The following is an 11961-nucleotide window of genomic DNA, read 5'->3' as shown; positions in this document are numbered from 1 at the left end:
AGAAAATAGGCTGTGTGACAGAGAAAGGATGTTATAATGTGACAGGGAAGCCCAGGGAAGCGTTGGAAGAAGCTTCACGTGAAAATATTGAATATATCATTGAGTGGATTAAAAAAAAGGTCAATGTCGTCAATACTGCTGCGATCAATCCTAAAAGTTTTGACACTGACCAGTATGAAGACTTATTAGACCTTTATGAACTAATGCGCAAAAAAAATCATTTTACCATGAGTGAGCTTGATTCAATCCTGACTGAACTAGGGAAAATGAGAAAAAGATAATCATCAGGAGGATGCAGGGTGACCAAAGCATTGATCATCAGTGATACCCATGGGTTAACTGAAGAAGTAGCGCGGGTCGCTTCACTTTTTTCCTTTGACCAGGCGTTTCACTGCGGGGATTTTTGTGTGGATGAGAATTTGTTTCCTTTTAATAAAATGATCCTGGTCAAAGGGAACAATGATTTTCATGCCGATGTTCCTTTTGATCAAGTGTTGGACTGGCAGGGAATTCGTTTTTTGATCACTCACGGGCATACATATCAGGTGCATTATTCTCTGCTTCAACTGAAATACCGGGCTCAAGAGGCAGAAGCCCAGATTGTGTTGTTTGGACATACGCATAAACCGGTGTGCTTTGAAGAAGACGGGATTATATATGTTAATCCCGGCAGTTTTAAAGTGCCACGGGGGTTCTCCAAACCCACTTTTATCCTGCTGGATATAGACGGAGATCGTGGGGTGAAGCGGCTGGCGTTCACCTACTACGATCATCATTACCAACAGGTGCCCGAATTAAGCCGCACATTTCATCTGCCCACTAAAAGCTAAAGCATAGATTAATACTGATAAGCCGGTGAATATTTATTGATGTGCTTTTTCAGTTTGCGTTTCTTCCTGAATGCGGAACCAGATATTAAGATCATTAATAATGCTGGCCAGTTCAGCAATCTCGTCGTTCAGGCGGCAGGAACATTCAAAATCCGCTTCCTCGTTTAACGCTTCTTGTTTTCGCTCGATCAAGCGTTCCAGTTCTTTAATCCGGCCAGGTATATCGGAGCGGTAATGTTCCCATTGCTTTAGTATTTGTGCTTGTTCGGCAAGTGAATAGTCGTCCCAGTCCCGTTCAAGGATAGGGATGTGGATGCCTAGACGCTCGTTCAGTTTAAATTGGAAAGCCATTTTTCTTCACTCCTATGTATTTTATTGTAGTATACATGCTCTCTATTTGTTAAGGCTATAGAAATGAAATCCATTCTTATATAAGTTAAGGATTTGTCACAAATGAAAGCCTATTTTAATTAAAAATGAGCTAAAATAGATATTAATCCAGAATAGTTGACAGGTCCAGATGGGTAAAAGGAGGGCAGGGAGAATGGAGTGTTTTAACCAACCATTGGAATGTGAGCGCTTACAACCCAATGATACTCAGGTTTTACAAGAAAGAAGAAGATCTGGAATTGACCACCAAGCAAGCCGGAAATGGCTCCAATCTGTGATTAACAGAACGGTTCAGCAATATATCACCCGTCCGCAAAATCGGCATACTGGCCTGATGTGCCTGTATATTTTCGGTTCTGAATATACAAAAGAGAGACTTGGATTTGGTTCCGGGCAAAGCATTCTTGCGGACAAATTGCCTATGCTTACTAGACGGCTTCTGGAAAGCCTTTGTTATGTCCTTTGGTCTCAACATCATCAAAAAATATTGGTCATCCAGGGAATTGTTGGTCATGAAACATTGACCCCAGCCGGAAAAAAGCAGTACCATTTTTATGTGGCTGATGATACACTCGTCAGTCTAGAAGAATTATATCAGCGTGTTTATCAACACAGGGAAACGGGTAATCAAGAAGAGAGTGAAGTGGTTGTTCACTTTTTACTGGAGGACCGTAAAGTCTTATTAAAACACCGCCCAACTTCTAAACAACCGGATCAGACCAAGAGAGCAAAGAGATGAGGTGAGTATCATGACAAATATTCCGAACCAGGCTAAGCAGGTTGTGCAGTTGCTACAGGGGCACCGTTCCATTCGCAAGTTTACCACTGATCAGATCCCAAGTGAGACCATTGAGCGCATTATCCACTGTGCACAAATGGCCTCCACATCCAGTCATGTCCAAGCATACTCTATCATTGGCGTAACCGACCAGGATTTGAAGCGCAAGCTGGCAGAGTATGCTGGCAATCAAACTTATGTGGAAACATGTGCTCATTTTCTGGTGTTTTGTGCTGATCTGTACCGGTTAAATTATGTGACCAAGTCTAAGGGTGTGGATGTGACGGAAACGCTAGAAACAACAGAGAAATTTATTGTGGCCACAGTGGATGCGGCACTGGCAGCTCAAAATGCAGCGGTTGCGGCCGAGGCGCATGGGCTGGGTGTTGTGTACATTGGAGGCATCCGCAACAATCCAGATAAAGTTGCTCAGTTATTACAGTTGCCGGAAAAAGTGTATCCTGTTTTTGGCATGTGTTTAGGATATCCAGCACAAGATCCGGAGCAAAAGCCCCGGCTTCCCCAATCTTGCGTCTATTTTGAGAATGGCTATCCGGATATCCATACAGTCGCTGAAGACTTGAAACAGTATGATCAAGAGGTAAAACAATACTATATTCAAAGGACAAAAGGCAAACGCCAAGATACTTGGTCGGATATGATGGTCAAAACGCTCTCTACCCCCTCCCGCACCCATATGAAATCATTTTTGGAAAAGCGGGGCTTTCCCCTGAAGTAAGAAAAGTGACAAATCTGTGAACTTCAGTTTGATCAGGATTTCGCCTGTTCATAAACAGGGTATAATGAAGTAGGAAAATCAGTAGGAAATTTTATACGGGATAGGAGGATGAGAATGGCTCGACGGATTTTCTTCTTCATCTTGACCAACATTATGATTTTGCTTACGATCGGTATTGTTCTATCTCTTATTACGACCTTAACAGGCTTTGAATGGTATCTAACTGGCGATGGCATTAATCTTCTGTCTTTGCTTATTTTTAGTGCTATTGTTGGTTTTACAGGTGCGTTTATGTCATTGGCCATGTCCCGCTGGATGGCCAAGAAAATGATGGGCGTGCACGTGTTGGATCCAGACGGGCCTCTTTCTCCCCGGGAGCGTATGATCGTAGAGAAAGTGCACCGCCTGTCCAGAGCAGCAGGCTTAACTCACATGCCGGAAGTAGGTATCTATCAATCTCCTGAGGTGAATGCTTTTGCCACAGGTCCGACCAAAAAACGGTCACTTGTTGCCGTTTCTACGGGACTCTTAGACACGATGGATGACGATGCAGTAGAAGGAGTACTGGCCCATGAAGTGGCTCACATCGCCAATGGCGATATGGTCACTATGACACTCTTGCAAGGGGTCATCAACACCTTTGTGGTCTTCCTGGCACGGGTTATTGCCTTTGCTGCATCTCGCTTTGTCAGAGAAGACTTGCAACCCGTTGTCCATTTTATTGCCATCATTGTTTTCCAGCTTTTATTCTCCATCTTAGGCAGCATCGTGGTGATGGCTTACTCCCGTTACCGTGAATTCCATGCTGACCGTGGTGGGGCTGATCTGGCAGGAAAGGACAAAATGATTCATGCTCTCTCTTCATTAAAGGCGTATGTGAACCGGGTGGATGACAGCCAGCAAGCGTTGCAAACCCTTAAAATTAACAATAAGCAAAGCTTGTCCAAGCTGTTTGCTTCCCACCCTGACTTAGATGAGCGTATCCGCCGTTTAGAAGCCAGATAAAATTAAAGGGCTTGCTCCACACAATGATGGAGCAAGCCCTTTAACATTTACTTCGTGTCCTCACGATTCCAGCGGTCAAAAGAAAAAGGAACCGGCTGTTTAACGCCTGTGGTTTCAGCCACGTAGGAGGCCTCTATCACCGCACTGGCATCAATAGCTAAGACCAGCTCTTTCAGTTTGGGATACAAAAAGCGGTTGGTGATGCAGTATACAATTTTCCGTTGATCACCAGTGTATCCCCCCTCACCGTACAAGTAGGTGACTCCAATTTCAAATTCGTCCATAATGGCTTGGGCCACTTCATCCGGTTTCTCGGAGATAATCATCACTGACTTGCCCTGATTCAGGCCATCCAGCACAAAGTCAATCATTTTGGAGACAATGTAGAACACAGCAATTGAGAACATCGCCTTTTCAATGGTAAATACAAAGGCAGCCGCCGATAAAATGATAGCATTAATGCCTAACAAGAAGGTGCTGATGGGGATATGGTAACGCTTGTTCAGCCAGATGGCGATCATCTCAGTGCCGTCAATGGCACCGCCCGCTTTAACCACCAAACCGATGCCAACGCCAAGCAGCAGGCCGCCATACAGCACAATGAGGACTTCAGAGGAGGTAATGGCGGGAAGCGGAGCCATCCAGTATAAGCCAATACCGGTAATCAGGTTGGCGTACAGGGTCCGGTAGACAAAGCGTTGACCCATATATCTGGCAGCCACGATCAGTGTCGGAATATTAAGCATGATAAATGTGAGCCAGATGGGGATATCACCAATGTGATTCACCATGATGGCAATGGCTGTAATCCCCCCATCCACCAGCTCATTGGGTGCCAAAATCAATTCCAGTCCTGCGGCGACAATAACAGAACCAACAGTTAAAACCAGGTAGTCTACCAAGCGTTTCATCATTCAACTCCAGTTACTATATATTTTCACTTCTTTAATTTCTATGTATATTATAGCATGCACAGAAACCAGAAGTGCCAAGTGTTTTTCAGTCATTACTCAAATAGAGTCTGCCAGGTTTATGCCGCGCCGGTGGCGGAAGTCAACCCTTTGGTAATAGGTGTGGGCAACCAAAAGATTAGGACCGTTGCACTGGGCTTGGGGACAGCAGCATTTGATCGGCTGGAAGGCTGGATGCTCTTGCCAGCGTGCAAAACAGGAAGCAAAGGAGTCCTCTTCCACATGACCAAGTGGACCGACATCCCCAAAGTCTGTCACGGTCACTTCCCCGGTAAAAATATTACAGTTTAAGCGGTTGTGTCCATCGGGGTCATTGCGTACCGTTGTATTGGGTGTGCTGTAAATGCGTTTAATCAAGGCCAGATCCGCTTCGTTTCGACTGCAAGCATAGAAGGGCAGGGTGCCAAACAAGATCCACAGGTCCGGATCACGTTCATCCAACAGCCTGTGATAGGTCTCTCTTAATTCATCCAAGTTAAGCACCTTCATGTCCCGGGCAAAGTCGCTGGGGTACAAAGGATGTACTTCGTGGCGCTGGCAGCCCATCTCTTTGATCAGATGATGAATTTGTCCGATTTTATCCCGAGTAAAGGGGGTTAACAACGATTCTGCTGAGACAAACACTCCTTTCTTTGCCAGTGTTTTGGTGTTATCCACTAACCGCTGAAAGGTTTTTTCCGCTTGGGCCAAAGAAACCTGGTGTGTGTGATGGACATAGGCAATCTGGTAAAAGTCTTTCGCATGGCGGTAGTTGTAAGAAATATGCAGTACATCTAAATAAGGTAAGATAGCCTCATAGCGTTCCAAGTCCAGGGTTAAGTTGGAGTTGATCTGGGTTTGCGCTCCCCTTTCCTTGGCGTACCGAAGCAAGGGTACAATGTAGTCAACAATCATTTCTTTATTATACATAGGTTCCCCGCCAGTAATGCTGAGGGTATCCAGTGTTTCCACTTCATCCAGGCGTTTGAGCAATACATCCACAGGAATGCGTGCCTCAGCCTCTTTCATTGTTAACACATCGCCCACGGCACAATGTTCACAACGGAGGTTGCACAGATTGGTCACGGTAAATTCCACACTGGTCAGGCTGTTGGTCCCTTGTTCCAACCGGCGAAACAACGACTCCCACGGGTCAATCTCACGCTTGCGAGGGAGCAAGGCGTGTGCGTTGACAGGGCTCGTCACCCTTTTTATGTCTTGTTTTAACATGCCGATTCCTCCTTATCCTTCTTAATTTAACGATAGAAGGTCTGTTTCGTCAATGACTGATTGACATCAGTCCTCATAAAGGTTATGGTTATACTAAAGGAAAAAAGGGAATATGAGTATCAAATTCGGCTAGGGGTGCCCATTTGGGCTGAGAGAGACCCTTATGACCTGATCTGGATCATGCCAGCGTAGGGAAGTCGAATCTGGTGTTAGACTGAGCCTGATTCCACTTTCTTGCGCAGAAAGTGGTTTTTCTATTTTTAGGAGGTATATACCATGAAAGACTTTTCACTCTATGTCATTACAGGAGAACAATTTTACCCGGAGCGGAACTATCTTGAGGTCATTGAAGAGGCAATTAATGGTGGAGCTGACATCGTACAGCTGCGGGAAAAAAAGAAAACCAAAAGAGAACTGCTGGATATGGCCAAGCATCTCAAAGACTTATGTGTACGGTACGATGTACCCTTCATTGTCAACGATCATGTAGACATTGCCTTGGCCGTTGATGCAGATGGCGTTCATTTGGGCCAAGATGATTTGCCATTGGAAGAAGCGCGAAAAATCCTGGGCCCAGATAAAATCATCGGGATCTCCACTCACAAGTTGGAGGAAGCCAAGCGGGCGGAGGAAGGAGGGGCTGATTATATAGGTGTTGGCCCTGTCTTCCCAACCATTACCAAAGAGGATGTCGTTGACCCGGTTGGCCTGGAGTATGTGCGGGAAGTCGTGGCGCATATCCGTATTCCTTTTGTGGCCATTGGGGGCATCAAGCTGCATAATGTGGATCAGGTACTGGAAGCAGGGGCGGAGCGCATTTGCATTGTTAGTGCCATTGTCGGAGCGGAGGATGTGCAAGGGGCAGCCCGTGCCTTTGCCAGCAAGATTAAACAGGTCAGGAAGTAAGCAATGAGGCTAATAGTGCAAGTATACATGTCCATGCACGAGTTAAAAGGAAGTGAGAACGGTGAAAACGCTCATTGTGAACGGTAAAGAAACAAATGTGGCATGTGAGTCCCTCGAGGAATTGATAGAACACTATCAATTAAACAAAAGCCATGTGGTAGCCGAAGTAGATGGTCACATTGTGCATCGCTCCGAGTGGGGCCAATACAAATTGAAGCCTGGAGCCAAAGTTGAGCTGGTTCATTTTGTAGGAGGAGGTTAGACCATGCCAGACAAAGTATCGATCGAGCCCATGTTGAAAAATGATCCGCTGGTCATTGCCGGAAAAACTTTGCGTTCCCGTTTTTTCCTTGGCACCGGCCGCTTTCCCAATCCGTACATCCAGAATGAAGCGATTAAGGCGTCGGGGGCAGAGGTGTTGACCTTTGCCATTCGCCGGGTAAATTTAGAGTATCCTGATGAAGATGCCATTCTGCAACATTTGGAAGGGATGTCATTTACCTATCTGCCTAATACCAGCGGCGCCAAAACAGCCGATGAAGCAATCAGAATTGCCCGTCTGGCCCGGGCCTCGGGACTATCAGATTGGATCAAAGTGGAGATCAGTGTCAACGAAAAAACACTCCTGCCCGATCCGGTACAGACGCTCAAAGCAACAGAACAGCTGGTGAAGGAAGGATTTGTTGTTTTACCGTACACTTCAGATGATCCGGTGCTGTGCAAGCGGCTGGAAGAAGCAGGTGCAGCTGCAGTGATGCCGGGAGGGGCGCCGATTGGGACAGGATTAGGTATTTTAAATCCTTATAACTTGGGTCTCATCATTGAAGAGGCCAATGTGCCCATCATTGTCGATGCCGGTCTAGGTTCTGCTGCAGACGTGGCCCAAGCCATGGAATTGGGCGCTGCTGCGGTACTGATGAATACCCCTGTTGCCAAAGCCAAAGATCCGGTTAAGATGGCCCGGGCTATGAAATTAGCGATTGAAGCGGGGCGTTTATCTTACCTGGCCGGAAGAATTCCCAAAAAGAAATATGCCACAGCCAGCAGTCCGCAAACCTTTATGCTGAAGTAGGGGCCTTGATCAGCACACAAAGAGAGTGGGGAAGCAAATGGAAACAATGACAACAGCCACAAAAACTGGATCACGATTATCATCTCCTCTGGCTAACGTTTCATCCCACTCCCCGCTGATGATTGTGGGCGGGGGTGTGATCGGACTTAGTATTGCCTTTGAATGTGCCAAGCGGGGGATTAAGGTGACAGTAGTGGAAAAAGGAATATGCGGGGGACAAGCGACAGGGGCGGCAGCAGGGATGCTGGCCCCCTATTCAGAAATCGGGGAGGACCCGGATGATTTTTTCACTCTTTGTCAGCAGAGCTTAAAGCTGTACCCTGACTGGCAGCAAGAAGTGCGAACCGTCTCCGGCCAGGATTTTGAATACAGTGAATCGGGCAGTTTGCATCTGGCTTTCCATGAAGCAGATGAATTGGCCTTGGAAAGCCGCCTGGAGTGGCAAAAGGATTGGCATGTCCAGGCCGAAATCGTACGCGGCGAAGCGCTCTTCCGCCTGGAACCCCATTTAACCAAAGCAGCAGTGGCCGCTGTGTACTATCCTGATGAACACCATCTCTATGCGCCGGATTATGTTAAAGCCCTTCAAACGGCGTGCCAAAAGCTTGGTGTTAATCTTGTCCAGGAAGCTGGTGAGGTACGGTTTAAAGCCATTGAACAGGATGGAGTGCTGTTGGTAACGGAGCAAAAGGGCATGTTCAGTACCGATCAATGTGTGCTGTCCAGTGGTGCTTGGACCTCTTTTTTTGAAGGGGATGTGCATGTGCGGCTGCCTGTGGTTCCAATCCGCGGGCAAATCTGTGCTTACCAGCAAGGTCAAGAAAAAATCAAGCACATTATTTTCTCCAGTCAGGGATATGTGTTAGCCAAAGGCAACGGTACGATTGTGTGCGGCGCATCGGAAGATATTGCCGGCTTTGACACGTCTACCACAGAAAAAGGAATAGACCGTCTTGTAAAATGGAGCCGTCATCTCTTTCCTTTTTTAAAGGAGAAGGACCCCTTTCACCGCTGGGCAGGTTTGCGACCGGCCACCCAGGATGGGTATCCGCTCTTGGGCCGTCTCCGTCACATGCCTAGTGTGATTGTGGCCAGCGGCCATTACCGCAACGGTATATTGTTAAGTCCCGTAACAGCCAAGGTCATTGCCGATGTGGTGGAAGGACGCCAGCCAAACGTCAAGATAGATATGTTTGATCCACACCGTTTCCAGTAGATATCTCTGAACAGAACAGGTTTACTTTTAATCTGACAAGAAAGGATGAGCGAGGATGGTTTATCGTGCCCTGACCATTGCCGGATCAGATAGCGGCGGGGGAGCCGGCATCCAGGCCGATTTGAAAACTTTTCAAGAACTAGGTGCTTACGGCATGAGTGTTATAACAGCCCTGACAGCCCAGAACACCCAAGGTGTGCATGGCGTCTATCCCCAGACAGTTGAGGCGGTGGAGGCCCAGTTGGAAGCGGTTCTTAGTGACATCGGAGTTGATGCGGTCAAAACCGGGATGCTGTTTAGTGCCGAGATTATTGAAGCGGTAGCAGGCAAATTACAGGACTATCAAGTGAATAACATTGTTGTGGATCCGGTGATGGTGGCCAAGGGAGGCCAGTCATTGCTTCAAGAGGAGGCAATCGAGGCTTTGCGCACAGCTCTTATCCCACTGGCCACTGTCATTACGCCTAATATCCCTGAGGCAGAAGTGCTGATTGGAGAAAAAGGGATCCGGTCGTTGCCAGACATGGAGGAGGCGGCCCGGAAGATCCATGAGCTGGGTGTGCAGTATGTTATTTTAAAGGGCGGCCATCTGCAAAATGAAGAGGCAACGGATGTCCTCTATGACGGTGAGTCCTTTACCTATTTGCCGGCCAAGCGGGTAGCCACCAAGCATACCCACGGAACGGGTTGCACCTTTGCCGCTGCCATAGCCGCCGAATTGGCCAAGGGACAATCGGTGCCGGAAGCTGCTAAGGTGGCCAAAGCATTTATTACATGTGCCATTGAGCATGCTTTGGAGGTCGGTCAAGGCATTGGGCCGACCCATCACGGTGCTTACCGTCAATTACAAGCTCGTGAATCATAGTCCTGTTTGGGAGGGACAGTTCATGACAACGCTGATGGATGTACTGGAAGAAAATTACGGGAACCAGTTGAGGTTTGAACAAGGGCGGGTCGCCTGGGATAAGACCTTGTTGTTAACGCTCAGAAAATTGGGCTATGACCTTAAGTTGGAAGATTACGCCACCCGTGTCATACTGTACAAAGGTGATCATAGATTAGGGGAAGTAGATTATAAGCTGATCACCATTGAGGATGATGAGGAGATGAATGATGCTTACGTGGTCATGTTGCTGGATTTGTCACCTTTTAAGATTTAAGTAAGAGAGCAGCCCTTGGGCTGCTCTCTACTGCGTTTCTGTTCTGATGCCAAAATCCAGGTTTGGTGCAATTTCTTACCTGGTGTAGTGGATCGGTGATCCCGGGCCAAGATCAATGCCCAACAGCAGCCAGATGACCAGCATGACCACCCATACAATGCTGAAGGCAATAGAGTAGGGCAGCATGGTGGCAATCAATGTACCAATGCCGACTTTCTTGTCGTATTTTTGGGCAAAAGCGATCACAATGGCAAAGTAGGGCATCAAGGGCGTAATAATGTTAGTGGTTGAGTCGGCAATTCTGTAGGCAGCCTGGGTCAGTTCTGGTGAATAACCAAGGTGCATCATCATGGGAACAAAGACAGGTGCCATAATGGCCCACTTGGCTGAGGCGCTGCCAATAAACAGATTGATAAAGCCAGCCACAACCATAAAAGTCAGGATGAGCGGAATCCCGGTGAAACCGGTCGATTCAATAAATTCGGCTCCTCTTATGGCCAGGATAATGCCCATGTTCGTTTCATTAAAGTAAGCTACAAACTGGCCAGCGGCAAATGCCAAGACAATATAGGCGCCCATGGTGGCCATGGTGTCAGACATTTGATCGGCCACATCTTTGTCTGTTGTAATATTTTTAGTGATAATGCCATAAACCAATCCAGGAACCAGGAACATAATCAAAATAACCGGTACCAGGGACATAAAGAAGGGTGAATTAACAATTTCCCCTTCCGGACCTCTCAATGGCCCCCATTCAGGAACAATGAGCAAGGCCAAGACAGCGCAGGTTACAATAAAGGCAATGCCTGCTCCGATTAAGCCTTTTTTCTCCTCGGGCTTAAGCTTATTCACTTCTTCTGCCTGAATCCCGCCATCGTAACTCCCCAAACGGGGCTCAACAATCTTGTCTGTGACATACGTTCCGACCAGGGTAAGGACAAAGACTGACACGATCATAAAATAATAATTCATGGCCAGATTGATCGTTTCAGCGTAAGCTTGATCATAAGTGGCCGCTGCTTGCTGGGTTAACGATCCCAACAGGGGGTCCAATGAGGTGAGTAACAAATTGGCACTATACCCGGCCGACACCCCGGCAAAGGCGGCGGCCAAACCAGCAAGCGGATGCCGTCCCAGGGCAGCAAACAGTACAGCGCCAAGGGGAGTAAGAACTACATATCCTGCATCAGCGGCCATACTGGACATAATACCGGCAAAGACCAATGTGGCTGTCAAGAGCTGTCTGGGAACAGAGGTAACCAATCCACGCAACATGGTGCTGATCAGGCCTGAACGTTCAGCAATGCCAATTCCTAGCATGGTGACCAGCACAGTGCCTAAGGGAGCAAATCCAGTAAAATTGTCCACCGCACTGGTAAACATGTACTGAATGCCATCGGCGCTCAGCAGATTTTTCACAGTCAGGATTTCCCCTTCATTGCGTGGATCTTCCACCATGATACCCATGGCCGAAAACAGGGCTGAAATAATCACAACGAGAAAGGCAAAGATGAAAAACAGGGTGATGGGATGGGGGAGCTTATTCCCCATCTGTTCAATGGCATCGAGTGACCGCTGCACCACGCTTCGACGTTGTTGTATCATTTAATCCCCTCTCCTCCTTGATGTTAGTAGATGCAAGCGGGAACAAAACTTATTGTATCATAATGTTGCTCTGTTTAAAA

General features: G+C 47.3%; 15 protein-coding genes and 1 riboswitch. Of the genes, 11 read left to right on the top strand and 4 right to left on the bottom strand.

Annotated features, from left to right (window positions below):
- The first annotated feature begins 38 nt into the window (after positions 1 to 38).
- Together J2S00_RS15510 and J2S00_RS15505 are read left to right on the top strand one after the other, a co-directional pair.
- A complete protein-coding gene (locus J2S00_RS15510) occupies positions 39 to 281 on the top strand; it encodes a DUF1128 domain-containing protein (RefSeq protein ID WP_307341819.1) in 243 nt (80 codons plus the stop codon).
- A gap of 18 nt (positions 282 to 299) precedes the next feature.
- A complete protein-coding gene (locus J2S00_RS15505) occupies positions 300 to 830 on the top strand; it encodes a metallophosphoesterase family protein (RefSeq protein WP_307341817.1) in 531 nt (176 codons plus the stop codon).
- 33 nt (positions 831 to 863) lie between these two features.
- On the opposite strand, the gene J2S00_RS15500 is transcribed toward J2S00_RS15505, so the two are convergent.
- On the bottom strand, positions 864 to 1181 hold the full coding sequence (locus tag J2S00_RS15500; protein ID WP_307341815.1) for a hypothetical protein: 318 nt from the start codon (positions 1179 to 1181) through the stop codon (positions 864 to 866).
- Between the two features lie 193 nt (positions 1182 to 1374).
- Here J2S00_RS15500 and J2S00_RS15495 point away from each other — a divergent pair, with 193 nt between their 5' ends.
- From J2S00_RS15495 to htpX, 3 genes are all read left to right on the top strand, one after another.
- Positions 1375 to 1959: a hypothetical protein gene (locus J2S00_RS15495; protein WP_307341812.1), complete on the top strand. Its 585-nt coding sequence runs from the start codon at positions 1375 to 1377 to the stop codon at positions 1957 to 1959.
- Between the two features lie 10 nt (positions 1960 to 1969).
- Positions 1970 to 2737 (top strand): oxygen-insensitive NADPH nitroreductase, encoded by a 768-nt coding sequence (nfsA, locus tag J2S00_RS15490; protein ID WP_307341809.1) that lies wholly within the window; start codon positions 1970 to 1972, stop codon positions 2735 to 2737.
- 114 nt (positions 2738 to 2851) lie between these two features.
- Positions 2852 to 3742, top strand: a complete 891-nt coding sequence (gene htpX, locus J2S00_RS15485; RefSeq protein ID WP_307341806.1) for a protease HtpX — start codon at positions 2852 to 2854, stop codon at positions 3740 to 3742.
- 47 nt (positions 3743 to 3789) lie between these two features.
- Here htpX and J2S00_RS15480 read toward each other — a convergent pair whose 3' ends face one another.
- Complete coding sequence (locus tag J2S00_RS15480) at positions 3790 to 4653, bottom strand: YitT family protein (RefSeq protein WP_307341804.1); 864 nt, start codon at positions 4651 to 4653, stop codon at positions 3790 to 3792.
- Positions 4654 to 4752: 99 nt separating this feature from the next.
- Positions 4753 to 5922: a radical SAM/CxCxxxxC motif protein YfkAB gene (gene yfkAB, locus J2S00_RS15475; RefSeq protein WP_307341801.1), complete on the bottom strand. Its 1170-nt coding sequence runs from the start codon at positions 5920 to 5922 to the stop codon at positions 4753 to 4755.
- Positions 5923 to 6043: 121 nt separating this feature from the next.
- Positions 6044 to 6134, top strand: a riboswitch (TPP riboswitch).
- Positions 6135 to 6198: 64 nt separating this feature from the next.
- Between yfkAB and thiE the strand changes: the two genes are divergently transcribed.
- The 6 genes from thiE (at position 6199) to J2S00_RS15445 (ending at position 10276) form a co-directional block, all read left to right on the top strand.
- A complete protein-coding gene (thiE, locus tag J2S00_RS15470) occupies positions 6199 to 6828 on the top strand; it encodes a thiamine phosphate synthase (RefSeq protein WP_307341798.1) in 630 nt (209 codons plus the stop codon).
- A 61-nt stretch (positions 6829 to 6889) separates the two neighbouring features.
- Positions 6890 to 7090 (top strand): sulfur carrier protein ThiS, encoded by a 201-nt coding sequence (thiS, locus tag J2S00_RS15465; RefSeq protein ID WP_307341796.1) that lies wholly within the window; start codon positions 6890 to 6892, stop codon positions 7088 to 7090.
- Positions 7091 to 7093: 3 nt separating this feature from the next.
- Positions 7094 to 7900 carry a thiazole synthase gene (locus J2S00_RS15460; RefSeq protein WP_370875887.1) on the top strand — a complete coding sequence of 269 codons (807 nt, stop codon included), beginning with the start codon at positions 7094 to 7096 and terminating at the stop codon, positions 7898 to 7900.
- A gap of 46 nt (positions 7901 to 7946) precedes the next feature.
- Positions 7947 to 9116, top strand: a complete 1170-nt coding sequence (gene thiO / locus J2S00_RS15455; protein ID WP_307341794.1) for a glycine oxidase ThiO — start codon at positions 7947 to 7949, stop codon at positions 9114 to 9116.
- Between the two features lie 55 nt (positions 9117 to 9171).
- Positions 9172 to 9981: a bifunctional hydroxymethylpyrimidine kinase/phosphomethylpyrimidine kinase gene (gene thiD, locus J2S00_RS15450; protein ID WP_307341791.1), complete on the top strand. Its 810-nt coding sequence runs from the start codon at positions 9172 to 9174 to the stop codon at positions 9979 to 9981.
- 22 nt (positions 9982 to 10003) lie between these two features.
- Positions 10004 to 10276, top strand: coding sequence for a hypothetical protein (locus tag J2S00_RS15445; protein ID WP_307341790.1), 273 nt, complete (start codon positions 10004 to 10006; stop codon positions 10274 to 10276).
- A gap of 75 nt (positions 10277 to 10351) precedes the next feature.
- Here J2S00_RS15445 and J2S00_RS15440 read toward each other — a convergent pair whose 3' ends face one another.
- On the bottom strand, positions 10352 to 11881 hold the full coding sequence (locus J2S00_RS15440) for an AbgT family transporter (protein WP_307341787.1): 1530 nt from the start codon (positions 11879 to 11881) through the stop codon (positions 10352 to 10354).
- Between the last annotated feature and the right edge of the window lie 80 nt (positions 11882 to 11961).

This window comes from Caldalkalibacillus uzonensis, from assembly GCF_030814135.1.
GTDB lineage: Bacteria > Bacillota > Bacilli > Caldalkalibacillales > Caldalkalibacillaceae > Caldalkalibacillus > Caldalkalibacillus uzonensis.
Note: the sequence above shows the minus strand (reverse complement) of the source record. Positions and strands in the feature narration are given on the sequence as shown.